This is a genomic window from Microbacterium trichothecenolyticum (assembly GCF_041938625.1).
GTDB lineage: Bacteria > Actinomycetota > Actinomycetes > Actinomycetales > Microbacteriaceae > Microbacterium > Microbacterium trichothecenolyticum_D.
Window position 1 is genome coordinate 1605756 of the sequence record NZ_CP169427.1, and the last position, 23583, is coordinate 1629338.

Below are 23583 nucleotides of genomic sequence, written 5' to 3' on the forward strand. Positions count from 1 at the left end.
TCGTCCGGGGCTTCACAACTAGACTGGCGGGCGACATGTCCCCCATCTACGACTGCCGTGACGAGGCGCAGCTGCTCACCGGCATGCGCCAGGCGCGCCAGGCCATCGGCCGCGGCGAGCTCGTCGTCATCCCCACCGACACCGTCTACGGCGTCGCCGCCGACGCCTTCGACCACGCCGCCGTCGCGCGCCTCCTCGCGGCGAAGGGCCGCGGCCGCCAGTCGCCGCCCCCCGTGCTCGTGGCCGGGCTCACGACGCTGCGCGCGCTCGTCGCCGAGGTCCCCGAGCCGATCGAGCGCCTCGTCGAGGCCTATTGGCCGGGCGGCCTCACCATCGTGCTGCCGTCGCAGCCGTCGCTGTCGTGGGACCTCGGCGAGACCCGCGGCACCGTCGCGGTGCGCATGCCCGCGCACCGCATCGCCCTCGAGCTCCTCGAAGAGACCGGGCCGCTCGCGGTCTCGAGCGCCAACCTCACCGGCATGGCGGCCGGCATCACCGCCGAGGACGCGGAAGGGATGCTGAAGGACAGCGTCGCCGTCTATCTCGGCGACGGGCCGTCGAAGACCGGCGTCCCCTCGACGATCATCGACGCGACCAGCCTCGTCGTCGGCGACGAGCCCCGCGTGCGCGTGCTGCGTGACGGCGCCGTGAGCCGCGAGCAGCTCCGGGACGTGCTGGGCGACCTCCTCGAGCCTGATCCTGTCGCGGAGCCCGAGGCTGAGCCCGACGCCGTGGCGACGGATGCGGCGGCGACGGATGCGGCGGCCGACGAGGCTGCGGCGTCCGGGGCGCCGGAACCCGACCGCTCGTGAAGCAGTACGTCTTCACGATCCTCCTCACGGCGGCCGTCACCTTCGTCCTGTCGTGGGCGGTGTGGCGGCTCAGCCTGAAGTACAAGCTGTATCCGGGCATCCGCGAGCGCGACGTCCACAAGACGCCCACGCCGCGCCTCGGCGGCATCGCCATGTTCATCGGCGTGCTCGCGGCGTTCGCGGTGTCGTCGCAGCATCCGTATTTCTCCATCGTCTGGGCGCAGCCTCAGCAGATGTACGCGCTGCTCGGCGCGACCGCGCTCATCGTCGTCATCGGCGTCCTCGACGACCTGTGGGACCTCGACTGGATGATCAAGCTCGGCGCGCAGTTCCTCGCCGCCGGCGTCATCGCGTGGTTCGGGCAGCTGCAGATCTACACGCTGCCGCTGGGCGGCATGACGATCTTCTCGAGCTGGGCGAGCTTCACGCTCACCGTGTTCTCGATCGTCGTCGTCATGAACGCTGTGAACTTCATCGACGGACTCGACGGGCTCGTCGCCGGGGTCTGCCTCATCGCGAACGGCGTGTTCTTCGCCTACTCCTACATGGTGTTCCGCGACATCGGCTCGAGCACCTACTTCACGCTGTCGTCGCTGATCGCCGCCGTGCTCATCGGCGCGTGCATCGGGTTCCTGCCGCTGAACTGGAGCCCCGCGCGCCTGTTCATGGGAGATGCGGGCGCGCTCATGCTCGGTCTCCTCATGGCGTGCTCGGCGATCTCGATCACCGGAAACTTCGACCCGGCGATGATCGCCGACAACGACGCGTTCGGCCGGTCCCAGCTGCTCGGTGCGTTCATCCCGATCCTCTTGCCGGTCGTCGTCGTCCTGCTGCCGCTGCTGGACTTCGGCCTCGCCGTCGTCAGGCGCATGAGCCGGGGGAAGTCGCCGTTCTCGCCCGACCGCAAGCACCTGCACCATCGCATGCTCGACATGGGCCACACCGACCGCGACGCGGTGCTCATCTTCTACGCGTGGACGGCGCTGGTGAGCCTGTCGGTGCTGCTGATGTACATCGGCACGACGCTGCAGTGGCCGGGAGACTACCTCTTCGGCGTGTTCTACGGCATCGTCGGCATCGCCGCATGCCTCGTCGTCACGCTCCTTCCCTCGCGCCGCCGCCCGGTCGCGGCGGCACCAGGCCCCACCGAACCCGAACCCGAACCCGAACCCGAACCCCAGCCCGATCCCGCGCCCGCACAGGAGGACGCCCGATGAGCCCGAGCCCGAACCCCCGCACCCCGATCTCCAGCACCCCGATCCTGCGCACCGTCCTGGTGTGGTCGGGCACGGTCACCGCGGTCCTCGCCGTCGTCGGCGCGATCGTCGGCTTCCTCGTCGCGGGGACGACAGGCCTGTGGAGCGCTCTGGCCGGCGTCCTGGTCGCCGCGGTGTTCCTCGGCATCACCGGCGCGAGCATCCTCATCGCGAACCGGTGGTTCGGCGACCCGCTCTACGTGCCGATCTTCTTCGGCATCGTGATGGGCGGGTGGATCCTGAAGTTCGTCGTGTTCATCGTGATCCTGCTCGTGCTGCGCGGTCAGCCCTGGGTCGAGCCCACCGTGTTCTTCGTCGCGGCGGTCGTGAGCGTGCTCGCGTCGCTGGCGGTCGACGTCATCGTGATGGTGCGGATGCGCGTCCCGCATGTGAGCGACGTGGAGCTTCCGACCGACCCCGACGCGGGGGACAAGCGCGACGACGCGTCCGACGGATCCTGATCCGCCGTCCCGCGGATTCAGCGACCTCACAAGTTTGATAGGCTGAACGAGCGCCCGCCCACTCGCTCAGCGAGTACTTGCGGAGTGACGCTCATCGACCATCGTCGCAACGGTTCTCGACCGGTGCCCCGAAGCTGGAGCCAGCGCTGTCTATTCATGCTGCGACCCTGATCGCCCCCTTTGCCACGGATGAACCGCCCGTTTTCCACGGGCCCTCGATCGATGAGTTCTTCCCTGAGGTCCTCTTCGATCTGGCCGGTGTTCCGATCACTCGGATCCACCTCATCCAGTTCCTCGCCACGATCGCCGTCGTCGTGATCTTCTGGCTCGGTACGCGCCGCATGCGCGTCGTCCCGGGCCGGTTCCAGAGCCTCGTCGAGATGGGGCTCGACTTCGTGCGCGTCAACATCGGCGAGGACCTGCTCGGCAAGAAGGACGCCCAGCGGTTCCTGCCGATCCTCACGACGCTGTTCTTCATGATCCTGTTCATGAACATCACGGGCATCATCCCGTTCCTGAACATCGCCGGCACGAGCATCATCGCGGTGCCGTTGACCCTCGCGATCGTGAGCTATGTCACGTTCATCTACGCCGGCATCAAGAAGAGCCCGAAGAACTTCTTCAAGAACTCGCTCTTCCCGTCGGGCGTGCCGTGGCCGATCTACATCATCGTCACGCCGATCGAGCTGATCTCGACGTTCATCATCCGCCCGGTGACGCTGACCCTCCGACTACTCATGAACATGATGGTCGGCCACCTGCTGCTGGTGCTGTTCTTCGCGGCCACGCAGTTCTTCATCTTCGACATGGGCGGCTGGTGGTCCATCCTCGGCGCCGGCAGCCTCGCGTTCGGCTTCGTCTTCACTCTGTTCGAAATCCTGGTGGCCGTCCTCCAGGCCTACGTCTTCGCCCTTCTCACCGCGGTCTACATCCAGCTCGCGGTCGCCGAAGAGCACTGAAAGCGGGACGGCCCTGCTTCTAAGACAACGCAGGGCCGCCCACAACTGAAAGGAAACACCCCCGTGGACGCAACTACGGTTCTCGCCGAGGTCTCCGGCTCCATCGCCACCGTCGGTTACGGCCTCGCCGCGATCGGCCCGGCCATCGGCGTGGGCATCGTCGTCGGCAAGACGATCGAGGGCGTCGCCCGTCAGCCCGAGCTGGCCGGCCGCCTCCAGGTGCTCATGTGGATCGGTATCGCCTTCACCGAGGCGCTCGCCTTCATCGGCATCGCGACCGGCTTCATCTTCGGCTTCTGATCGCCACACTCTCGTCTAAGGAGACAGGATGCTGAACGCTCTTGTCACGTACGCCGCGGAAGAGGGCGCAGAAGCGCACAACCCTCTGATCCCCGCGTGGTACGACATCATCTGGTCGTCGGTGTGCTTCATCGTCATCCTGATCATCTTCTGGAAGGTCGCCCTTCCGCGGATGAAGAAGCTGCTCGACGAGCGCTCCGCTGCCATCGAAGGCAACATCGCCAAGGCCGACGAGGCCCAGCGCAAGGCCGAGGCCGCCCTCGAGGAGTACACGGCGCAGCTCGCCGATGCCCGCAAGGAGGCCGGTGAGATCCGCGACGCCGCCCGCGAGGACGGCAAGAAGATCGTCGCCGAGGCCAAGGAGACCGCTTCGGCGGAGGCCGCGCGCCTGACCACGACCGCGCACGCGCAGATCGAGGCGGAGCGCCAGACGGCCCTCGTGTCGCTGCGCAGCGAGGTGGGCACGCTCGCCCTCGACCTCGCCGGCGGCGTGATCGGCGAGACGCTGTCCGACGACAAGAAGGCTCAGGCCGTCGTCGACCGCTTCCTGGCCGAGCTCGAAGAGTCCGAAGGGGCGAAGGCGTAATGGGCAGCGCGACCACTCAGGCCCTGGCGGCGACGACCGCGGCGCTGCGCGCCGCGTCGGGCGTCGACCTCGACGTGGCCGGCGAGCTGTTCGCCGTCGCGCGCGCCGTGGGCGACTCGTCGCAGCTGAGCGGCGCGCTCGCCGACTCCGCCGCGTCGGCCGAGGCCCGCCGCAAGGTCGTCGCCGACGTGTTCGGCAAGGCCGTGAAGCCCACGACGGCGTCGCTGCTGACGACCGCCGTCGCTCAGCGGTGGTCCTCGTCCGACGATCTCGTCGACGGCATCGAGGAGCTCGCGGTGCGTGCCGTCGCGGTCGCCGACGCGAAGGCCGACGTCGAGGCCGAGCTGTTCGCGTTCTCGCGGACCGTGGCCGACAACCCCGAGCTCGAGCTCGCGCTGGGCAGCCGGCTGGGCGACGCCACCGCGAAGGGCGCGCTCGTCGAGAAGCTCCTCGCGGGCCGCGCGAGCGCAGGGACGACGCTGATCGCATCCTCCCTGATCCGCCAGCCACGCGAGCGGCGCGTGCGTCAGCTGCTGTCGCGCGCGACCCGGCTCGTCGCCGACCAGCGCGACCGCGCGGTCGCGACCGTCGTGGCCGCGGCACCGCTCAGCGCGGCGCAGAGCGAGCGCCTCACCGCCGCTCTCACCAAGCGCTACGGCACGCCGGTCTCGCTCAACACCATCGTCGACCCGACCGTCGTCGGCGGCGTGCGCGTGCAGATCGCGGACGACGTGATCGACGCGAGCGTGTCGTCGCGCCTGGCCGACCTCCGTCAGCGGCTCGCCGGCTGACACAGACTTCCCGCCTACGCGGAGATTTCGGGGCCGAGGCCCCTTGAACGAAGGAAAACAATGGCAGATCTCACTATCAGCCCCGATGTCATCCGTGACGCGCTGAAGGACTTCGTCGCCGCCTACGAGCCCACCGGGGCTGCGGCCACCGAGGTCGGCACGGTCGTCGACGCCGCTGACGGCATCGCCCACGTCGAGGGCCTGCCCGGTGTCATGGCGAACGAGCTGGTGACGTTCGCGGACGGCACCCAGGGCCTCGCGCTGAACCTGGACGAACACGAGATCGGTGTGGTCGTCCTCGGCGACTTCGCCGGCATCGAGGCCGGGCAGCAGGTCACCCGCACCGGCGAGGTGCTCTCGGTGGCCGTCGGCGACGGCTACCTCGGCCGCGTCGTCGACCCGCTCGGCAACCCGATCGACGGTCTCGGCGAGATCGCCACGGTCGGTCGTCGTGCCCTCGAGCTGCAGGCGCCCGGCGTCATGCAGCGCAAGTCGGTGCACGAGCCGCTGCAGACCGGCATCAAGGCCATCGACGCGATGATCCCCGTCGGCCGCGGCCAGCGCCAGCTCATCATCGGCGACCGCCAGACCGGCAAGACGGCCATCGCGATCGACACGATCATCAACCAGAAGGCCAACTGGGAGTCGGGTGACGCCACCAAGCAGGTGCGCTGCATCTACGTCGCGATCGGCCAGAAGGGCTCGACGATCGCGGCCGTGAAGGGCGCCCTCGAGGACGCCGGCGCGCTGGAGTACACGACCATCGTCGCCGCTCCCGCCTCCGACCCCGCCGGCTTCAAGTACCTCGCCCCGTACACCGGCTCGGCCATCGGCCAGCACTGGATGTACGAGGGCAAGCACGTCCTGGTCATCTTCGACGACCTGTCGAAGCAGGCCGAGGCCTACCGCGCGGTGTCGCTGCTCCTGCGCCGCCCGCCGGGCCGCGAGGCATACCCGGGCGACGTCTTCTACCTGCACTCGCGTCTGCTCGAGCGTTGCGCGAAGCTGTCCGACGAGCTCGGCGCCGGCTCGATGACGGGTCTTCCGATCATCGAGACGAAGGCCAACGACGTGTCGGCGTACATCCCGACCAACGTGATCTCGATCACCGACGGCCAGATCTTCCTGCAGTCGGACCTCTTCAACGCCAACCAGCGTCCCGCGGTCGACGTCGGCATCTCGGTCTCGCGAGTCGGCGGTGACGCCCAGGTCAAGTCGATCAAGAAGGTCTCCGGCACGCTCAAGCTCGAGCTCGCCCAGTACCGCTCGCTCGAGGCGTTCGCGATGTTCGCCTCCGACCTGGACGCCGCCTCGCGTCGCCAGCTCGCCCGCGGTGCGCGCCTGACCGAGCTGCTCAAGCAGCCGCAGTACTCGCCGTACCCGGTCGAGGAGCAGGTCGTCTCGATCTGGGCCGGCACCAACGGCAAGCTCGACTCGATCGAGGTGGAGGACGTGCTGGCGTTCGAGCGCGAGCTGCTCGACTACCTGCGTCGCAACACCACGATCCTCGACACGCTGCGCGACACGAACGTCCTCGACGACGACACCGTGGCGGAGCTGACGAAGAAGACCGACGAGTTCATCCTCGAGTTCCAGGCCGGCAAGGGCCAGTCGATCGTCAAGCCCGGCCACGAAGAGGTCGCAGCTGCGCAGGCCGACGACGTGAACCAGGAGAAGATCGTCAAGGGTCGCCGCTAAGGCGGGCCTGGGCTAGCAGACATGGGCGCACAACTCCGGGTCTACAAGCAGAAGATCTCTTCTGCTCAGACGACCAAGAAGATCACGAAGGCGATGGAACTCATCGCGGCTTCGCGCATCCAGAAGGCGATGGCGCGTGTGCGCGCGTCGTCGCCCTTCGCGCGGGCCGTGACGCGTGCCGTCTCCGCCGTGGCGACGCACTCGAACGTCGACCACCCGCTGACCGTCGAACGAGAGACGATCCGCCGCTCCGCGGTCGTGATCTTCTCGTCCGACCGCGGTCTCGCGGGCGCGTTCAACTCGCAGATCCTCCGTGAAGGCCTCGAGCTCGCGCAGCTGCTGCGCGAGGAGGGCCGGGAGCCGGTGTTCTACCTCATCGGCCGCAAGGCCGTCGGGTACTTCCAGTTCCGTCGCATGGACAGCGCTGCGGAGTGGACCGGCGACACCGATACGCCGCACTTCACGACGGCGGAAGAGATCGCGGCGACCCTGCTCGACGCGTACGACCGTGGCGGGGAGGAGAACGGCGTCGACGAGATCCACCTCGTCTACAACCGCTTCGTCAGCATGATGACGCAGACGCCCGAGACGGTGCGCCTGCTTCCGCTCGAGGTCGTCGAGGCCGAGGAGGCCTCCTCGGCCGCGGTGTACCCGCTGTACGAGTTCGAGCCGGACGCGGAGACGGTGCTCGACGCGCTCCTGCCGGTGTACATCCAGAGCCGCGTCTTCAACGCCCTCCTGCAGTCGTCGGCAGCGAAGCACGCCGCGACACAGAAGGCGATGAAGTCCGCCAGCGACAACGCCGACAAGCTCATCACCGACTACACGCGCCTGCGCAACAACGCGCGCCAGGCCGAGATCACGCAGCAGATCGCCGAGATCGTCGGCGGCGCCGACGCCCTGTCCTCGGGCAAGTAGCCGGAACGCCCGCCGGGCGTCCGGCCCTACAAGCACTGCGCAGACAGACCACACGAAAGAGAAGAAGCCATGAGCCTCACCGCTGACAAGACCGAGACGGCGGTCGTCGGGCGCGTCGCCCGCGTCACCGGCCCCGTCGTCGACATCGAGTTCCCGCACGACTCGATCCCCGACATCTACAACGCGCTGAAGACGACGATCGTGATCGGCGACGACGCGTCCGAGATCACGCTCGAGGTCGCTCAGCACCTCGGTGACGACCTCGTCCGCGCCATCTCGCTCAAGCCGACCGACGGCATGGTCCGCGGCCAGGAGGTGCGCGACACCGGCGGCCCCATCACGGTCCCCGTCGGCGACGTCACCAAGGGCAAGGTGTTCAACGTCACGGGTGACGTCCTGAACGCCGCTCCGGGCGAGACCGTCGAGGTCACCGAGCGCTGGGGCATCCACCGCAAGGCGCCGTCGTTCGACCAGCTCGAGTCCAAGACCGAGATGTTCGAGACCGGCATCAAGAGCATCGACCTGCTCACCCCGTACGTGCAGGGTGGAAAGATCGGCCTGTTCGGCGGTGCCGGCGTCGGCAAGACCGTCCTCATCCAGGAGATGATCCAGCGCGTCGCGCAGGACCACGGCGGTGTGTCGGTGTTCGCCGGTGTCGGCGAGCGCACCCGTGAGGGCAACGACCTCATCGGCGAGATGGAGGAGGCGGGCGTCTTCGACAAGACCGCGCTCGTCTTCGGCCAGATGGATGAGCCGCCGGGGACGCGTCTGCGCGTGGCCCTGTCGGCCCTGACGATGGCGGAGTACTTCCGCGACGTGCAGAAGCAGGACGTGCTGCTGTTCATCGACAACATCTTCCGCTTCACACAGGCCGGTTCCGAGGTCTCGACGCTGCTCGGCCGCATGCCGTCCGCAGTGGGCTACCAGCCGAACCTCGCCGACGAGATGGGCGTCCTCCAGGAGCGCATCACCTCGACGCGCGGTCACTCGATCACGTCGCTCCAGGCGATCTACGTCCCCGCCGACGACTACACCGACCCGGCGCCGGCCACGACGTTCGCGCACCTCGACGCGACCACCGAGCTGTCGCGCGAGATCGCGTCGAAGGGTCTGTACCCCGCCATCGACCCGCTCACGTCGACGAGCCGCATCCTCGACCCGCGCTACATCGGTGAGGACCACTACCGCGTGGCCACGGCCGTCAAGCAGATCCTCCAGAAGAACAAGGAGCTGCAGGAGATCATCGCGATCCTCGGTGTCGACGAGCTCTCGGAAGAGGACAAGATCGTCGTCTCCCGCGCGCGCCGCATCCAGCAGTTCCTCTCGCAGAACACCTACATGGCGAAGAAGTTCACCGGTGTCGAGGGCTCGACGGTTCCGATCAAGGAGACCATCGAGTCGTTCGACGCCATCGTCAAGGGCGACTTCGACCACGTCGCCGAGCAGGCGTTCTTCAACGTCGGCGGCATCTCCGACGTCGAAGAGCAGTGGGCGCGCATCCAGAAGGAGAACGGCTGACATGCCGCTCAAGGTGAGCCTCGTCTCCGCGGACGCGGAGGTCTGGTCGGGGGAGGCGTCGCTCGTCGTCGCCAAGACCGTCGAGGGCGAGATCGGCTTCATGACCGGCCACGAGCCGGTGCTCGCGATCCTCGCCGAGGGTCAGGTGCGCATCACCGAGACGTCCGGCACGAAGATCATCGCCAACGCGCAGGACGGGTTCCTGTCGATGGAGGGCGACGATCTCACGATCGTGGCCGGAAACGCCGCACTGATCTCCTGATCGACCATCATTCGCACTCGGCCGGTCCCCTCGGGGATCGGCCGAGTCGTTTCATCCGGCGACGTCGCCCCGAGCCCCGCCACGGAGAGTCATGCTGATCCTGCTGCCACCGTCCGAGACGAAGCGCGTAGGCGGTCGCGGCACGCCGCTCGATGTGACGCGGCTCGCGCTGCCGCAGCTCGCGCCCCAGCGCGAGGCCGTCGTCTCCGCGCTGGTCGCCCTCTCGGCCGACGAGGACCACGCCGCACGCGTCCTCAAGCTCGGCCCGAAGCAGCGCGGCGAGGTCGCCGTGAACGCCGCGCTGCGCGACGGCCCGTCGATGGCCGCGATCGACCGTTACACCGGAGTGCTCTTCGACGCGCTGGATGCAGCATCCGTCTCCGCCGCCGGCCGGCGCTGGCTGGGAGCCCACGTCCTGGTGCACTCGGCCCCGTTCGGACCGGTCGGTGCGCTCGATCCGATCCCCGCCTACCGACTGGGCGCCGCGACGTCGCTTCCGGGCGTGCCCCCGCTCCGGCGCCTGTGGAGCGCCGACGTCACCGCTGCCCTCGCGGCACTCGAACCTCGTTTCGTGCTCGACCTGCGTTCCGAGGCGTACGTCGGGCTGGGCCCCGTGCCCGCGGAGGTCGCATCGCGGTACGTCCGCGTCGTGAGCGAGGGCGCCGACGGCGCCGTGCGCGCCCTCAACCACTTCAACAAGCACGCGAAGGGCGCGCTCGTTCGCCGGCTCGCCGAGGATCGCCCGCGTATCGGGTCTGCCGCGGCTTTCGTGACGTGGGCGGATGCTGAGGGCCTTCGTGTGCGCGAGACCGGCGCCGGCGAGCTCGAGCTCTTCGCCTGAGACCTATGCGGTCGGCGTGCGCACCGCCGAGAAGCGGTTGCGGCGGCCTCGTCAGTGCTTGGTGTGCTCCGCCGTTCGCTCGGTGTTCTCGGCGATCGCGATGAGGGCGACGACGGCTTCGATGATGAACCGGAGCAGGATGATCGCGAGGAAGGTCACCACCGGTACCACGATGATCGTCGCGATGAGCCCGGTGATGCCCGCCCCGACATTCAGCCACATCAGCGAGATCGCGTTCAGGATCCCGCCGACGAAGTAGACGATGAAGCCGATGGCGATCGCGATCAGCCCCACGAAGTAGAACACGCTCGCCAGCCGGCGCGTGATGAAGGTGCGGAACGAGAGGTCGAACAGCGCGGAGAAGAAGCCTCGGCCGATGTCATCGACCTCGCCCCGGACCGTCGGCACGCCCGTGTCGTCGGGGTCGGCCGCGCGCGCGGCGTCGGCGGCGGACTGCGGCGGGAGCGGCGGGGGAGTGGGGGAGGACGGAGTCTGGTCGGTCATGGCAGCCCTTCGGTCGGGAGTTCTGCTCAGGCTATCCACCCGACGTATCGGGAGGCCATCCCCCGGATAGCGGCGCCAATGCTGACAGTCGGCTGAGAGCGTCGCTAGCATGTGTCGAGCGGAGCAGGGGCTCCGCGGGCGCGTGCCGACGTGTCCGAACCGACTCTCTCGGAGGTCGCTCCAATGCTGATGGACTACTACGACGACGGCGGCGGAGCCGGGGCGCTCATCGCCTGGCTCGTCCTCGCACCGTTCTTCTTCCTGCTCGCGATCGCCGGATACGTCATCGGCTCGTGGTTCCTCATGAAGGTCTTCGACAAGGCCGGCGTGCAGGGCCGCTGGCGCGCATGGGTGCCGGTGTACAACACCCTGATCTTCGTCAAGCTCGGTGATCTCAACCCGTGGTGGCTGCTGGCGTTGTGGGGCGGCGCCCTCGTCCTCGGGTGGGTCCCGGTCCTCGGCTGGCTGATCGGGCTCGCCGCCTTCATCTACACGCTCCTGGCCGCGTGGCGCGTGGGCCTGAAGCTGCAGAAGGAGGCCGTCTGGCTGATCCTGTACTTCTTCCTTCCCATCGTCTGGCTGGGCATCAACGCGTTCGACCGCTCGCGGTGGAACCTCGCGATCCCCGCGGCGCCATGGGCCGGCAACTTCCTCGCCGACAAGACCGTGTGGTCGGGCGTTCCGGTCCAGGCGCCCGTCGGCGGCTACCCGGCGAACCCCGCTACGACGCCCGGCTACGGCGCCCCCGCGGGCTACCAGCCCCCGGCCGGGTACACCCCGCCGCCGGCGCCGCCCGCCGGCTACACGCCGCCGCCCGCGCCCTCGGCTGCGCCTGCTGCTCCGGTGCCGCCGCCCGCCGCGCAGCCTCCGGTGACGCCGCCGCCCGCGGCCGAGCCTCCGGCCGGGCAGCCTCCGGTGACGCCACCGCCCGCGGCCCAGCCCCCGGCCACGGAGCCGCCGGCGACCGAGCCGCCCACCACCGAGCCGCCGGCGCCCGACGCGCCCAAGCCGTAAGAACCGATCGACAGCCCCTCGCCGCGCGGCGAGGGGCTGTCGTGTGCCGCGGGGGCGATGCATGTTGCAGCGAGCGGGACCCCGGCCGACGCACTCCGGCGCCGCGGCTAACGTGGAGGCATGACCTCGACTGTCCCCCTCCGTCGCGTCGGCGCGTCCGGCCTCCTCGTGTCCGCTGTCGGCCTCGGCTGCAACAACTTCGGCCGCCCCGGCACCCGCACCGAGACGCTCGACGGGACGCGGGAGGTGCTCGACGCCGCGATCGAGGCGGGGGTGACCTTCCTCGACACCGCCGACATGTACGGCGGCGATCCCGGCCAGTCCGAGACGCTCATGGGGGAGGCGCTCCGGGATCGGCGGGACCAGGTCGTCCTCGCGACCAAGTTCGGTCACCCCGGTCGAGACATGGGCTACCCGCCGTCGGGTGCGAAGGGCTCGCGGTCGTACATCCGGCGTGCGGTCGAGGCATCCCTCACCCGTCTGCAGACCGAGTGGATCGACCTCTACCAGCTGCACGTGCCCGACAACGACACCCCGATGGAGGAGACGCTCGACGCGCTCGGCGACCTCGTCCGCGAGGGCAAGGTGCGCTACATCGGGCACACCAACTTCTCGGGCTGGCAGATCGCCGAGGGCCACTTCACCGCGCTGATGCGGCACGGCGTGCCGTTCGTGTCGGCACAGAGCGAGTACAGCCTGCTCGCCAGGGGAGCCGAGCGGAACGTGCTGCGGGCCGTCGAGCGCTACGGCCTCGGCTTCTTCCCGTACTTCCCGCTCCACAACGGGCTGCTGACCGGCAAGTTCACGCGGGATGCCGCGCCGGCCGACACCCGCATCATCCGCCAGCGCCGCCACATCTACGACGACGCGCCGTGGGACGCGCTCGAGGGGTATCAGGCGTTCTGCGACGAGCGGGGCATCACGATGCTCGAGGCGACCTTCGGGTGGCTGCTGTCGCGTCCGGCCCTGTCGAGCGTGATCGCCGGCGCGACAAGCCCCGACCAGGTGCGGGCGAACGCCGCGGCCGCCTCGGCGTGGACGCCCACGGCCGCGGATCTCGCGACGATCGACGCGCTGTTCCCGCCGCCCGAGGCGGCTCTCTGACGGCTCGCGGCCGAGCGCCGAGGAGTTCGCCGACGGCGTAGGCGCCGGGCTGTCGGCGGCGCGCACGCAGGCGTAGCGTCGCTATCCGTGCGCGGTCCGCGGGAGCGGACGACTCCGCGCGCCGGAAAGGACCGTCGTGCTCGGCAAGCTCCTGGTGCGGTATCTGAGTCCCGCGTGGCCGCTCATCGTGGCGGTGGTCGTCTTCCAGCTCGCGCAGTCGATCGCGTCGCTGTGGCTGCCGACCCTCAACGCCGACATCATCGACAACGGCGTGGTGACGGGCGACATCCCGTACATCTGGTCGACCGGCGGCGTGATGCTGATCGTGAGCCTCGTGCAGGTGGTGTGCGCGATCGTCGCGGTGTACTTCGGGTCGCGCCTCGCGATGGGCATGGGCCGCGACCTCCGCGGCGACCTGTTCCACCGTGTCGTGGCGTTCTCGCAGCGCGAGGTCGGTCAGTTCGGCGCGCCCTCGCTCATCACCCGCAACACGAACGACGTGCAGCAGGTGCAGATGCTGGTGCAGGTCTCGGCGACTCTCATGATCTCCGCACCGATGCTCGCGATCGGCGGCGTCATCATGGCGATCAGTCAGGACGTCGGGCTGTCGTGGCTGATGGCCGTCGCGATCCCGGTGCTGCTCATCATCGTCGGGCTCATCGTGTGGCGGATGGTCCCCGCGTTCACGCAGATGCAGAAGCGCATCGATCGCGTGAACCAGATCATGCGCGAGCAGCTGAGCGGCATCCGCGTCGTGCGGGCGTTCGTGCGCGAGCGCCAGGAGCGTGCCCGCTTCGAGGCCGCGAGCGACGACGTCAAGGCGACAGGGCTGCGCGCCGGCAACCTGATGGCCCTCATGTTCCCCGCTGTCATGCTGGTCATGAACCTGTCCAGTGTCGCGGTCATCTGGTTCGGCGCCTTCCAGGTGCAGAACAGCGGCGTTCAGATCGGCACGCTGTTCGCGTTCCTCACCTACCTGATGCAGATCCTCATGGGCGTGATGATGGCGACGTTCATGTTCGTCATGATCCCCCGCGCCGCCGTGTGCGCGAACCGCATCGGCGAGGTCCTCGAGACCGACCCCTCGGTGTCGGCGCCCGGGGCCGCAGCATCCGCTCCCGCTCCCACCGGCCGGATCGAGTTCGACCATGTCGACTTCGCCTACCCGGGTGCCGATGACGCGGTGCTGCACGACCTCACCTTCACGGTGGAGCCCGGCACCACGACGGCGGTCATCGGCTCGACGGGCGCCGGCAAGACGACGCTCGTGAGCCTCGTGCCGCGCTTGTTCGACGTGACCGCGGGCAGCGTCCGGGTCGACGGTGTCGACGTGCGCGAGTACGACCCCGACGAACTGTGGACGCGCGTGGGACTCGTGCCGCAGCGCGCGTTCCTGTTCTCGGGGACGATCGCGTCCAACCTGCGGTACGGCGATCACGACGCGACCGACGAGCAGCTGTGGACGGCGCTCGAACTCGCGCAGGCCGCCGACTTCGTCCGCGCGATGCCCGAGGGGCTCGAGGCGTCGATCGCGCAGGGCGGCACCAACGTCTCGGGCGGGCAGCGCCAGCGCCTGGCGATCGCCCGCGCGTTGGTGAAGCGGCCCGAGTCGTACATCTTCGACGACTCGTTCTCGGCTCTGGATCTGAGGACGGATGCTGCGCTCCGCCGCGCGCTCGATACGCACCTGCCCGACGCGACCCGGCTCGTCGTCGCGCAGCGCGTCTCGACGATCCAGCACGCCGATCAGATCCTCGTGCTCGATCACGGACGCATCGTCGGGATCGGCACCCACGACGAGCTCGTCGAGAGCAACGAGACGTACCGCGAGATCGTGGAATCCCAGCTCGCGGCGGAGGCGGCGGCATGAGCGGGCCGGGGCGGCCGGTGCAGCGGATGCCGCTCGGCCGCGGGCCGATGGGCCAGGCGACGGGCGGCGAGAAGGCGCAGAACTTCGGTCCGAGCGCGAAGCGCCTCCTTGCCACCCTGCGCCCGGACAGGCTGCTGCTGGTCGTGGTGCTCGTGTTCAGCATCCTGTCGGTCACCCTCTCGGTGATCGGCCCCAAGCTGCTCGGCGAGGGCACCAACGTGGTGTTCGCCGGCTTCATCTCGCTGCAGGTGCCGGCGGGCATGACCAAGCAGCAGGTCGTCGACCAGCTCGTCGCGTCGGGCAACCAGGACCAGGCGAACATGATCGCTGCGATGGACTTCGTGCCCGGCTCCGGCGTCGACTTCGACCTGCTCGCGCGGATCCTCACGCTCGTCCTCGTCGTGTACGTGCTTTCCAGCCTCTTCGGGTGGCTCCAGGCGCGCATCCTCAACGGGGTGGTCCAGCGCGCGATGCACCGGCTGCGCCTGCAGGTCGAAGACAAGGTGCACCGCCTGCCGCTGTCGTACTTCGACCGCGTGCAGCGCGGCGAGCTGCTCAGCCGCGTCACCAACGACGTCGACAACATCGGGCAGACGATGCAGCAGACGCTGTCGCAGGTCGTGATCTCGCTGCTGACCGTGATCGGCGTGCTGACGATGATGTTCCTCATCTCGCCGCTGCTGGCCGTCATCGCGCTCGTCACGATCCCGCTCACGATCCTCATCACGGTGCTCGTCGCGAAGCGCTCGCAGAAGCTCTTCGTTCAGCAGTGGAAGACGACCGGAGTGCTCAACGCCCGCGTCGAGGAGACGTTCTCGGGCCACTCGGTCGTGAAGGTGTTCGGCCACCAGAAGGAGGTCGAGGCGGACTTCCGCGCCGAGAACGACGAGCTGTACCGCTCGAGCTTCGGGGCGCAGTTCCTGTCGGGCGTGATCATGCCCGCGATGATGTTCGTCGGCAACCTCGTCTATGTCGCGATCGCGGTCGTCGGCGGGCTGCAGGTGGCCGCCGGGCTCATGTCGATCGGCGACGTGCAGGCGTTCATCCAGTACTCGCGCCAGTTCACGCAGCCGCTCAGCCAGTTGGGGTCCATGGCGAACCTGCTGCAGTCCGGTGTCGCCAGCGCGGAGCGCGTCTTCGAGCTCCTTGACGAGGAGGAGCAGACGCCTGACGACGACCCGGCCGAGTCCGCCCCGGACGCGGCGAGTCGCCTCGAATTCGAGGATGTCGCGTTCCGCTACGTGGCCGACAAGCCCCTCATCGACGGGCTGACGCTCGCGGCGCGGCCGGGCAGCACCGTCGCGATCGTCGGGCCCACCGGCGCCGGCAAGACGACGCTGGTGAACCTGATCATGCGCTTCTACGATGTCGACTCCGGCCGCATCGTGCTGGACGGCGTCGACACGCGCCGCATGACGCGCGACGACCTCCGCGCGCGCACCGGCATGGTGCTGCAGGACACATGGCTGTTCGCCGGAACGATCCGCGAGAACATCGCGTACGGGCGCCCGGAGGCGTCGGAGGAGGAGATCGTCGCCGCAGCGACGGCGGCCTACGTCGACCGCTTCGTGCACGCGCTGCCCGACGGCTACGACACGACGCTCGACGACGAGGCCACCAATCTCAGCGTCGGCGAGCGGCAGCTCGTGACGATCGCCCGCGCGTTCCTGGCGGACCCGCGCATCCTGATCCTGGACGAGGCGACCTCATCGGTGGACACCCGCACCGAGCTGCTCATCCAGCGCGCGATGTCGCGGCTGCGCGAGGACCGGACCGCGTTCGTGATCGCCCACCGGCTGTCGACGATCAGGGATGCCGACCTCATCCTCGTGATGGAGAACGGCGCGATCGTCGAGCAGGGTTCTCACGCCGAGCTGCTCGCGCAGAAGGGCGCGTACTGGCGTCTCTACAACGCGCAGTTCGAGGGCGCGGCCGAGGAGGAGGAGGTCGTCTCGGTGCCGAGCGTGCCGCTGGCGCCGCCCCCGACGACGGCGCAGATCGTGGTCGACGCCCTCGCCGAGACCGAGGACGCCGTCGAGTAACCCACTAGGATGTGAGGACGCGGGGGCGAAGGGCTCCGGCGTATTCCGACGGGGAGGACAGGGCGTGCCCGAAGTTTCCACCCAGTCTCTCGCCGTCCCGGTCCCCAATGGCGTGCTCGAGCTCTCGTGGGCCGCTGTGACCGACACCGGCCGCCGGCGCGAGGTGAACCAGGATGCGGTGTTCGCGTCGTATCCGCTGTTCGTCGTCGCCGACGGCATGGGCGGACACGTCGGCGGAGAGATCGCCAGCGCCAGCGCGATCGAACGCCTCCGCGCCGTCGCCGAAAGCGGCACGGTGACGCCGAAGACGATCGAGAAGGCACTCGCGCACGCGGTCAAAGACATCGCGTCGCACCCGGAGGCCACCGACGACGGAACCGGTACGACGGTGACCGGCGTCTTCCTCGACACATCGGGAGATGCGCCGCACTGGGTCACGCTGAACATCGGCGACTCGCGCGTATACCTCGTGCGCGACGGCGCCATCGTCCAGATCACCACCGACCACTCCGTCGTGCAGGAGCTCGTCGCTGCAGGACGACTGAGTCCGGAAGAAGCCGAGAACCACCCCTACGGCAACGTCATCACCCGCGCGGTGGGTCCGAGCGACGGCGTCACGCCCGACTACGTGCGGCTGGATGCGCTGGACGGCGACCGCTTCGTGATCTGCTCCGACGGACTGACGAAAGAGCTCACGGACTACGGTATCCGCCACTTCCTCGAGGAGAACGCCGACCCGGCCGACGCGGCCTCCGCCATGCTCGAGGCTGCGCTCGAGAACGGCGGCCGAGACAACATCACGATCATCGTGCTCGACGTGGGTCTACCTGCCGACGACGATTCCTCCACAGCCAAGGACTGACCCCGGCTCTCCACAGATCCGGGTCGCCGCGATCTGCCGCGCGCGGGTGCGCGCTGGACTGGGCGCATGCGTTCGCCCGTTCCTTCGACCATCGTGACCGGCGCTGTGCTCGACGACGAGCCGCTCGCCCTTCCGCCCGCCTGGACTCCTCCGCCTCGCCCGCCGCTGCCGATCGTGGCCGCCATCGTCCCGGTGGTCGGGGCCGTCGCGTTGTGGCTGGTCACAGGCTCGCTCTTCTCGCTCTGGTTCGCGCTCCTCGGCCCGCTGATCGCGGCGGCGACGATGCTCGACGCGCGACGTGCCGCCCGCCGGGACGGTCGGCGGGCCGCGGCCGACGCGGTGCGGGCACGCGACGAGGTCGCGGCGGCGGTGGCGGCGCGACATGACGGCGAACGAGCACAGCTGTGGGCGCGGCATCCCGATGTCGTCCGCCTCGTCACCAGAGAGGGCGAGATCTGGCGCGGCGGGCGCGACGCGCGGCTTGTGGTCGGAGAGGGCGAGCGGGCGAGCGTCGTCCGCGTGACCGGGGGAGACGGCGATCCGGATGCTGCGGGGCTGCGTCGCCGCGCGGCTCGCGTCTCGGGGGCACCGGTGACGCTCCCGCTCGCCGCGGGTGTCGTGGTCGTCGGCGGGGAGACTCTCGCGACCGCCGTCCAGCGGGCGCTCGTCCTGCAGGCGTGCCTCGCCTTCGCACCGGACGAGTTGCGCGTCGTCGGGCCGCTCGGCCGGGGCCTCGACTGGATGGAGGCGCTGCCACACCGGGAAGGTCAGGGCGGATCGGCGCTGGCGATCGTCGGACCCGGCGATCTGGTCCCGACCGACGCGGATCTCGTGATCGCACGGGCCCGTCCCGGCGAACCGCTGCCGCCGCGGTGCCAGGCCGTGCTCACGATCTCGTCCCCCGACGTCGCACGGCTCGAGCACGCCGGCGAGGTCGTGCCGGTGCGCGTCGAAGCGGTCTCCCGAGGTCAGGCGGAGGAGATCGCGGCCGAGCTCTCCGCTCGCGCCGAACACAGCCTCGGAGTGCAGCGCGGGGCGCCCGAGCCGATCGCGCTGGGTCCGCTCCTGGCCGCTGTGCCTGCGACCCCGGGCGGGATGCCCGCGGCCATCGGCGCGAGCCGCGGCGAGCCCGTGCTCGTCGACCTCGTCGCCGACGGACCCCACGCCGTCGTCGCGGGAGTCACGGGGTCCGGCAAGAGCGAGCTGCTCATCACGTGGATCCTCGCGCTCTGCGCGACGCACTCGACCGACGAGGTGACTTTTCTGCTCGCGGACTTCAAAGGCGGAACGGCTTTCGACGGGCTCGCCGGGGTGCCTCACGTCAGCGGGGTCATCACCGACCTGGACGGCTCGGGCGCCCGCCGCGCGATCGAGAGCCTGCGTGCCGAGCTCCGCCGCCGCGAGGCGGCCATTGCCGCGGCCGGCGCCCGCGACATCGGCGATCCCCGCGTGCGGCTGCCGCGGCTCGTCGTGGTGGTCGACGAGTTCGCCGCCCTGCTCGGCGACCACCCCGAGCTGCACGGGCTGTTCGCCGACCTCGCGGCGCGCGGGCGCGCCCTCGGCATCCATCTCATCCTCGGCACGCAGCGCGCCGCGGGGGTGATCCGCGACAATCTGCTGGCGAACTGCCCGCTGCGGATCAGTCTGCGCGTGACCGACGCGGCCGACAGCCGGGCGCTCCTCGGCACGGATGACGCCGCCCGCCTGCCGGGCGGGGTCTCGGGGCGCGGAACGGCGTTCGTCCGCCGCGCCGGCGACGCGAGCCCGCAGCAGGTGCGCATCGCGTTGTCCGGCCCAGACGATGTCGCGGCCGCGGCGCTGCGGATCGGACACGGCGCACCGAGCAGGCCCTGGCTGCCCGAGCTGCCGAGACTGCTGGCCCTCGACGAACTCACCGCGCACTCGACGGCGGAGCGGGAGGTGCCTCCCGCAGGCACGGTGCTGCTCGGCCTGGCAGACGAACCGGAGCGCCAGCGGCAGCCCATTGCCTTCCTGAGGGCGTCCGACCGCGGCCTGCTGGTGCTCGGCGGGCCGGCGTCCGGAGTGTCGAACGTGCTCGATCTCATCGCGGCCCAGTTGCGGGGGACGGCGCAACGCCTTCCGGCTCACCCCGAGGGGCTGTGGGACGCGGTGGCCGCGCTGCACGAGGAGCTGCCGCACGCCGGATCGGCCGTGCTCGTCGATGACCTCGACACGGTCGCGCTGCGTCTGCCCCCCGAATACGCGCACGTCGTCATGGAGCGGATCGAGGGGCTCGTTCGCCGTGCCGCCGCCGCAGGCGTGCTGGTGGTCGCGGGTGCACACCGGCTGACCGGGCCGGTATCCCGCGTCGCCGAGCTCTTCCCGCGACGGCTCGTGCTGCCCTATCCCACGCGCGTCGACCACGCGTCGGCCGGGGGAGACCCTTCGACGTTCGACGCCGCTGCGCCGGCCGGGCGCGGCCGACTCGACGGGCGGACGCTCCAGCTCGCGATCGCGCCCCTCGCGCCCCGTGAGCCGGCCGTGCCCGATCCCGAATGGATGCCGCTCGCCCCGCTCACGGGCGTCGTGGCCCGCAGGTCGCCGGCGGGACGGCGCGCGCTGGCCGCCTGGGAGGCGCACGGAGACCGGGTGCTCGCAGTGGACGACTACGTCGCGGATCCCGGTGTCGTCGCGACCGCGCGCCTGGTCGTCGTGGGGGAGCCCGACGACTGGCAGCGGCACTGGCGGCTGCTCGCCGATATGCGGGGCGACCACGACCTCGTGATCGACACGTCGTGCGCGTCGGAGCTCCGTGTCCTCGCGGGATTTCGCGGGGTGCCGCCCTACTGCGAACCGGGTGCCGCGCGCGCGTGGCTCATCTCGGCCGGAGCGGACCCCGTCCGCATTGTCCTCCCATCATGAGATGTCCGGTCTGACCGTCGGGCGGACGCCTTGACCGGCGCTTCTCGCACGCCATAACGTCGGCCTGTGGCTACAACCCCGATCGATATGCAACGGCCTGAGGGCAAGGGACTCGCCGCGGGCACGCTGGGACTGTGGGGTTCCACCGTCATCGGCCTCGCGTCGACCGCGCCCGTCTACTCGCTGGTGGCGACCCTCGGGTTCGTCGTTCTGGCGGTCGGTGCGCAGGCGCCCATCGCGTTCGTCATCGCGTTCGTCCCGATGCTCTTCATCGCATTCGCGTACCGCGAGCTCAACAACGACGTCCCTGATTGCGGCACCACCTTCACCTGGGGCACCAAGGCCTTCGGCCCGTGGGTCGGCTGGATGGGCGGATGGGGCGTCGCCGTCGCCGGCATGGTCGTGCTGGCGAACCTCGCGCAGATCGCGGGCATCTACTTCTGGGCGCTCGTCGACGGGATCGTGGGCAGTTCCGAGGGCGCACTGCTCGCCGACAACGTCCCCCTCGTGACCGCGACCGGAGTGGTGTTCATCGCGGCGATGACGTGGGTGAGCTGGCGAGGAGTCGAGATCGGCGAGCGCATCCAGAACGTGCTGCTCACGATCCAATACCTCGCCCTCGCGATCTTCGTGGTCGCCGCGCTCTGGCAGTTCTTCGCCGGCACCGCGCCGGACCCGACCCCGTTCGACTGGTCGTGGTTCAATCCGTTCGCGTTCACCGAGTGGGGAGGGTTCGTCGAGGCGATCCTGCTGGCGCTGTTCATCTACTGGGGCTGGGACACGTGCCTGGCCCTCAACGAGGAGACCAAGGACCCCAAGCGCATCCCCGGTCGTGCGGCGCTGCTGACGACGGTGATCCTCCTGTTCACCTACGTCGGCGTGACGGTGGCCGCGATGATGTACGCCGGCCTCGGCGAGACGGGCACGGGGCTGGGCAACGAGGCGAACGCCGACGACTTCTTCCTCGCCATCAAGGACGGCCTGCTCGGCCCGCTCGGATGGGTGCTGGTGGTGGCGGTCATGATCTCGGCCATCTCGTCGACGCAGACGACGATCCTGCCGACCGCCCGCGGCACCCTCTCGATGGCCGCGTACAAGGCGCTGCCGCGCCGGTTCGCGACCGTGCACCCGAGGTACAAGACGCCGTCGTTCTCGACCCTGGTCATGGGAGTGGTCGCGATCGTCTACTACGTCGGGATGACCCTGATCAGCGACAACATCCTGCAGGATTCCATCCTGTCGCTCGGTCTCGCGATCGCGTTCTACTACGCCATCACCGGCTACGCCTGCGTGTGGTACTTCCGCCGCGAGCTGTTCAACAGCGCGAGGAACTTCTTCTACCGGTTCCTCCTCCCACTGCTGGGAGCGCTGATGCTGACCTACGCGTTCGTGCAGTCCGCGATCGACATGTACGACATCGACTACGGCTACACCGTGCTGCTCGGCATCGGCGGCACGTTCGTGCTCGGCATCGGGTCGCTGGCGTTCGGCGTGCTGCTGATGCTCCTGTGGTTCCTGTTCCCCCGGGCGAAGGCGTTCTTCCGGGGCGAGAGCCTCAACCGCGACACGCCGGTGCTCGTCCCCGAAGACCCGGCCGACTACGCCAGGTCGATCGACGGCGGCCTCGCCTGAGCCGGACCCTGGGGTCGGGCGGGCTCCCGCATCGGGAGCGGCGACACCCGCACCGTTTCAGACACGCAGAAGCCCCGGACTCCCACAACAGCCCGGGACTTCTGCAGCGACGTCGCCGTCAGACCAGTGCGGTCTCCAGCGGGGCGAGTTCGAGTTCGTGCGCTGTCGCTACGCCCGCGTTGACCACGCGACCACCCACGGTGTTGAGACCCGCCGCGAGCGCGGCATCCGCTCGAAGTGCTTCTTTCCAGCCGCGTCGCGCGATCTGGCGGATGTAAGGGAGCGTGGCGTTGGTGAGCGCCGACGTCGAGGTGTTGGGCACCGCGCCCGGCATGTTCGCGACGCAGTAGAAGATGCTGCCGTGCACCGGGAAGGTGGGGTCGGCGTGGGTGGTCGGGTGCGTGTCCTCGAAGCAGCCGCCCTGGTCGACGGCGATGTCGACGAGCACGGAGCCGGGGCGCATGCGCGCGACCATGTCGTTGGTGACGAGCTTCGGCGCCTTGGCGCCGGGGATCAGCACCGAGCCGATGACGAGATCCGAGGCGGTGACCGCCCGGTCGAGGTCGAGCGGGTTCGACGCGGCAGTCTTGACCCGGCCCTGGAAGTGGTCGTCGAGGTAGCGCAGACGCTGCACGTTGGTGTCGAACACCGTGACATCCGCCCCCATGCCGACCGCGATCACGGCCGCGTTGGCGCCGGCGACACCGCCGCCGATGACGGTGACGGTCGCCGGGCGCGTGCCCGGCACGCCCGACATGAGCAACCCGAGGCCTCCCGCGGAGCGCATCAGCGTCGCGGCGCCGACGGTCGGGGCGAGACGCCCGGCGACCTCGCTCATCGGGGCGAGCAGCGGAAGCCCGCCGCCCGCCAGCTGGACGGTCTCGTACGCGATCGCGGTCACGCGGTCGGCGACGAGGCGCTCGGTGAGCGGGCGGTCGGCCGCGAGGTGGAGGTAGGTGAACAGCACGAGGTCATCGCGGAAGTAGCCGTACTCGCTCGCGATCGGCTCCTTCACCTTCAGGAGCAGCTCGGCTCGTGCCCACACCTCGGCGGCGTCGTCGAGGAGCACCGCGCCCGCATCCGCGTACTCGGCATCCGGCATCGACGAGCCCTCACCGGCGCCGCGCTGCACGAACACCTCGTGTCCGGAGGCGACCAGGTCGTGCACGCCCGCGGGAGTGAGGGCGACCCGGTACTCGTTGTTCTTCACCTCGGTGGGGACGCTGATCCGCATCGTGTGATCCTTTCCGCTCCGCCGTTGGAGCGCTCG

Annotated in this window: 21 protein-coding genes; 19 read left to right on the plus strand and 2 right to left on the minus strand. The window is 69.6% G+C overall.

The window, feature by feature from the left end; translation table 11 throughout:
* Positions 1-35: 35 nt before the first annotated feature.
* The 12 genes from ACEYYH_RS07205 to ACEYYH_RS07260 all read left to right on the plus strand — a co-directional run bounded on the left by ACEYYH_RS07205 (position 36) and on the right by ACEYYH_RS07260 (position 10402).
* Positions 36-812 carry an L-threonylcarbamoyladenylate synthase gene (locus ACEYYH_RS07205; protein WP_374977551.1) on the plus strand — a complete coding sequence of 259 codons (777 nt, stop codon included), beginning with the start codon at positions 36-38 and terminating at the stop codon, positions 810-812.
* Entirely contained in the window at positions 809-2029 is a 1221-nt protein-coding gene (locus ACEYYH_RS07210) for an MraY family glycosyltransferase (RefSeq protein WP_374977552.1), read from the plus strand. The genes ACEYYH_RS07205 and ACEYYH_RS07210 overlap by 4 nt, the downstream gene beginning before the upstream one ends.
* Positions 2026-2529, plus strand: coding sequence for a hypothetical protein (locus ACEYYH_RS07215; protein WP_374977553.1), 504 nt, complete (start codon positions 2026-2028; stop codon positions 2527-2529). Before ACEYYH_RS07210 ends, ACEYYH_RS07215 begins: the two co-directional genes overlap by 4 nt.
* A 167-nt stretch (positions 2530-2696) precedes the next feature.
* Positions 2697-3488, plus strand: coding sequence for a F0F1 ATP synthase subunit A (atpB, locus tag ACEYYH_RS07220; protein ID WP_374978179.1), 792 nt, complete (start codon positions 2697-2699; stop codon positions 3486-3488).
* 63 nt (positions 3489-3551) lie between these two features.
* Complete coding sequence (gene atpE / locus ACEYYH_RS07225) at positions 3552-3788, plus strand: ATP synthase F0 subunit C (RefSeq protein WP_159845304.1); 237 nt, start codon at positions 3552-3554, stop codon at positions 3786-3788.
* Between the two features lie 28 nt (positions 3789-3816).
* Positions 3817-4374: a F0F1 ATP synthase subunit B gene (locus tag ACEYYH_RS07230; protein ID WP_374977554.1), complete on the plus strand. Its 558-nt coding sequence runs from the start codon at positions 3817-3819 to the stop codon at positions 4372-4374.
* Entirely contained in the window at positions 4374-5165 is a 792-nt protein-coding gene (locus tag ACEYYH_RS07235) for a F0F1 ATP synthase subunit delta (RefSeq protein ID WP_374977555.1), read from the plus strand. The genes ACEYYH_RS07230 and ACEYYH_RS07235 overlap by 1 nt, the downstream gene beginning before the upstream one ends.
* Positions 5166-5225: 60 nt before the next feature.
* Positions 5226-6863: a F0F1 ATP synthase subunit alpha gene (gene atpA / locus ACEYYH_RS07240; RefSeq protein ID WP_374977556.1), complete on the plus strand. Its 1638-nt coding sequence runs from the start codon at positions 5226-5228 to the stop codon at positions 6861-6863.
* Positions 6864-6884: 21 nt separating this feature from the next.
* On the plus strand, positions 6885-7781 hold the full coding sequence (locus ACEYYH_RS07245; RefSeq protein WP_116193930.1) for a F0F1 ATP synthase subunit gamma: 897 nt from the start codon (positions 6885-6887) through the stop codon (positions 7779-7781).
* 69 nt (positions 7782-7850) lie between these two features.
* A complete protein-coding gene (gene atpD, locus ACEYYH_RS07250) occupies positions 7851-9299 on the plus strand; it encodes a F0F1 ATP synthase subunit beta (RefSeq protein WP_374977557.1) in 1449 nt (482 codons plus the stop codon).
* Position 9300: 1 nt separating this feature from the next.
* Positions 9301-9561: a F0F1 ATP synthase subunit epsilon gene (locus ACEYYH_RS07255; RefSeq protein ID WP_045297537.1), complete on the plus strand. Its 261-nt coding sequence runs from the start codon at positions 9301-9303 to the stop codon at positions 9559-9561.
* 91 nt (positions 9562-9652) lie between these two features.
* The gene (locus tag ACEYYH_RS07260; RefSeq protein ID WP_374977558.1) at positions 9653-10402 is read left to right on the plus strand and encodes a YaaA family protein; all 750 of its coding nucleotides are present in this window, start codon (positions 9653-9655) and stop codon (positions 10400-10402) included.
* 51 nt (positions 10403-10453) lie between these two features.
* On the opposite strand, the gene ACEYYH_RS07265 is transcribed toward ACEYYH_RS07260, so the two are convergent.
* A complete protein-coding gene (locus tag ACEYYH_RS07265) occupies positions 10454-10906 on the minus strand; it encodes a DUF4282 domain-containing protein (RefSeq protein WP_374977559.1) in 453 nt (150 codons plus the stop codon).
* Between the two features lie 150 nt (positions 10907-11056).
* Between ACEYYH_RS07265 and ACEYYH_RS07270 the strand changes: the two genes are divergently transcribed.
* The 7 genes from ACEYYH_RS07270 (at position 11057) to ACEYYH_RS07300 (ending at position 22313) form a co-directional block, all read left to right on the plus strand.
* Positions 11057-11920, plus strand: coding sequence for a large exoprotein (locus ACEYYH_RS07270; RefSeq protein ID WP_374977560.1), 864 nt, complete (start codon positions 11057-11059; stop codon positions 11918-11920).
* A gap of 120 nt (positions 11921-12040) precedes the next feature.
* Positions 12041-13024, plus strand: a complete 984-nt coding sequence (locus ACEYYH_RS07275; protein ID WP_374977561.1) for an aldo/keto reductase — start codon at positions 12041-12043, stop codon at positions 13022-13024.
* 136 nt (positions 13025-13160) lie between these two features.
* Positions 13161-14894 carry an ABC transporter ATP-binding protein gene (locus tag ACEYYH_RS07280; RefSeq protein WP_374977562.1) on the plus strand — a complete coding sequence of 578 codons (1734 nt, stop codon included), beginning with the start codon at positions 13161-13163 and terminating at the stop codon, positions 14892-14894.
* A complete protein-coding gene (locus ACEYYH_RS07285) occupies positions 14891-16936 on the plus strand; it encodes an ABC transporter ATP-binding protein (RefSeq protein WP_374977563.1) in 2046 nt (681 codons plus the stop codon). The genes ACEYYH_RS07280 and ACEYYH_RS07285 overlap by 4 nt, the downstream gene beginning before the upstream one ends.
* Before the next feature lie 64 nt (positions 16937-17000).
* Positions 17001-17798, plus strand: a complete 798-nt coding sequence (locus tag ACEYYH_RS07290) for a PP2C family protein-serine/threonine phosphatase (protein ID WP_374977564.1) — start codon at positions 17001-17003, stop codon at positions 17796-17798.
* Positions 17799-17864: 66 nt separating this feature from the next.
* Positions 17865-20681, plus strand: a complete 2817-nt coding sequence (locus ACEYYH_RS07295; protein ID WP_374977565.1) for an FtsK/SpoIIIE domain-containing protein — start codon at positions 17865-17867, stop codon at positions 20679-20681.
* A gap of 66 nt (positions 20682-20747) precedes the next feature.
* Positions 20748-22313: an APC family permease gene (locus ACEYYH_RS07300; protein ID WP_374977566.1), complete on the plus strand. Its 1566-nt coding sequence runs from the start codon at positions 20748-20750 to the stop codon at positions 22311-22313.
* A 118-nt stretch (positions 22314-22431) separates the two neighbouring features.
* Here the strand turns inward: ACEYYH_RS07300 and ald are convergent, their stop codons facing one another.
* The gene (ald, locus tag ACEYYH_RS07305; RefSeq protein WP_374977567.1) at positions 22432-23547 is read right to left on the minus strand and encodes an alanine dehydrogenase; all 1116 of its coding nucleotides are present in this window, start codon (positions 23545-23547) and stop codon (positions 22432-22434) included.
* Positions 23548-23583: the final 36 nt, after the last annotated feature.

What these genes read in the sequence shown, in the direction of transcription:
- ald (WP_374977567.1), bottom strand. Translation starts at nt 23,547, where the DNA reads ATGCGGATCAGCGTCCCCACCGAGGTGAAGAACAACGAGTACCGGGTC.
- ACEYYH_RS07235 (WP_374977555.1), top strand. Translation starts at nt 4,374, where the DNA reads ATGGGCAGCGCGACCACTCAGGCCCTGGCGGCGACGACCGCGGCGCTG.
- ACEYYH_RS07265 (WP_374977559.1), bottom strand. Translation starts at nt 10,906, where the DNA reads ATGACCGACCAGACTCCGTCCTCCCCCACTCCCCCGCCGCTCCCGCCG.
- ACEYYH_RS07285 (WP_374977563.1), top strand. Translation starts at nt 14,891, where the DNA reads ATGAGCGGGCCGGGGCGGCCGGTGCAGCGGATGCCGCTCGGCCGCGGG.
- atpD (WP_374977557.1), top strand. Translation starts at nt 7,851, where the DNA reads ATGAGCCTCACCGCTGACAAGACCGAGACGGCGGTCGTCGGGCGCGTC.
- ACEYYH_RS07275 (WP_374977561.1), top strand. Translation starts at nt 12,041, where the DNA reads ATGACCTCGACTGTCCCCCTCCGTCGCGTCGGCGCGTCCGGCCTCCTC.
- ACEYYH_RS07260 (WP_374977558.1), top strand. Translation starts at nt 9,653, where the DNA reads ATGCTGATCCTGCTGCCACCGTCCGAGACGAAGCGCGTAGGCGGTCGC.
- ACEYYH_RS07215 (WP_374977553.1), top strand. Translation starts at nt 2,026, where the DNA reads ATGAGCCCGAGCCCGAACCCCCGCACCCCGATCTCCAGCACCCCGATC.
- ACEYYH_RS07230 (WP_374977554.1), top strand. Translation starts at nt 3,817, where the DNA reads ATGCTGAACGCTCTTGTCACGTACGCCGCGGAAGAGGGCGCAGAAGCG.
- atpA (WP_374977556.1), top strand. Translation starts at nt 5,226, where the DNA reads ATGGCAGATCTCACTATCAGCCCCGATGTCATCCGTGACGCGCTGAAG.
- ACEYYH_RS07205 (WP_374977551.1), top strand. Translation starts at nt 36, where the DNA reads ATGTCCCCCATCTACGACTGCCGTGACGAGGCGCAGCTGCTCACCGGC.
- ACEYYH_RS07245 (WP_116193930.1), top strand. Translation starts at nt 6,885, where the DNA reads ATGGGCGCACAACTCCGGGTCTACAAGCAGAAGATCTCTTCTGCTCAG.
- ACEYYH_RS07295 (WP_374977565.1), top strand. Translation starts at nt 17,865, where the DNA reads ATGCGTTCGCCCGTTCCTTCGACCATCGTGACCGGCGCTGTGCTCGAC.
- ACEYYH_RS07255 (WP_045297537.1), top strand. Translation starts at nt 9,301, where the DNA reads ATGCCGCTCAAGGTGAGCCTCGTCTCCGCGGACGCGGAGGTCTGGTCG.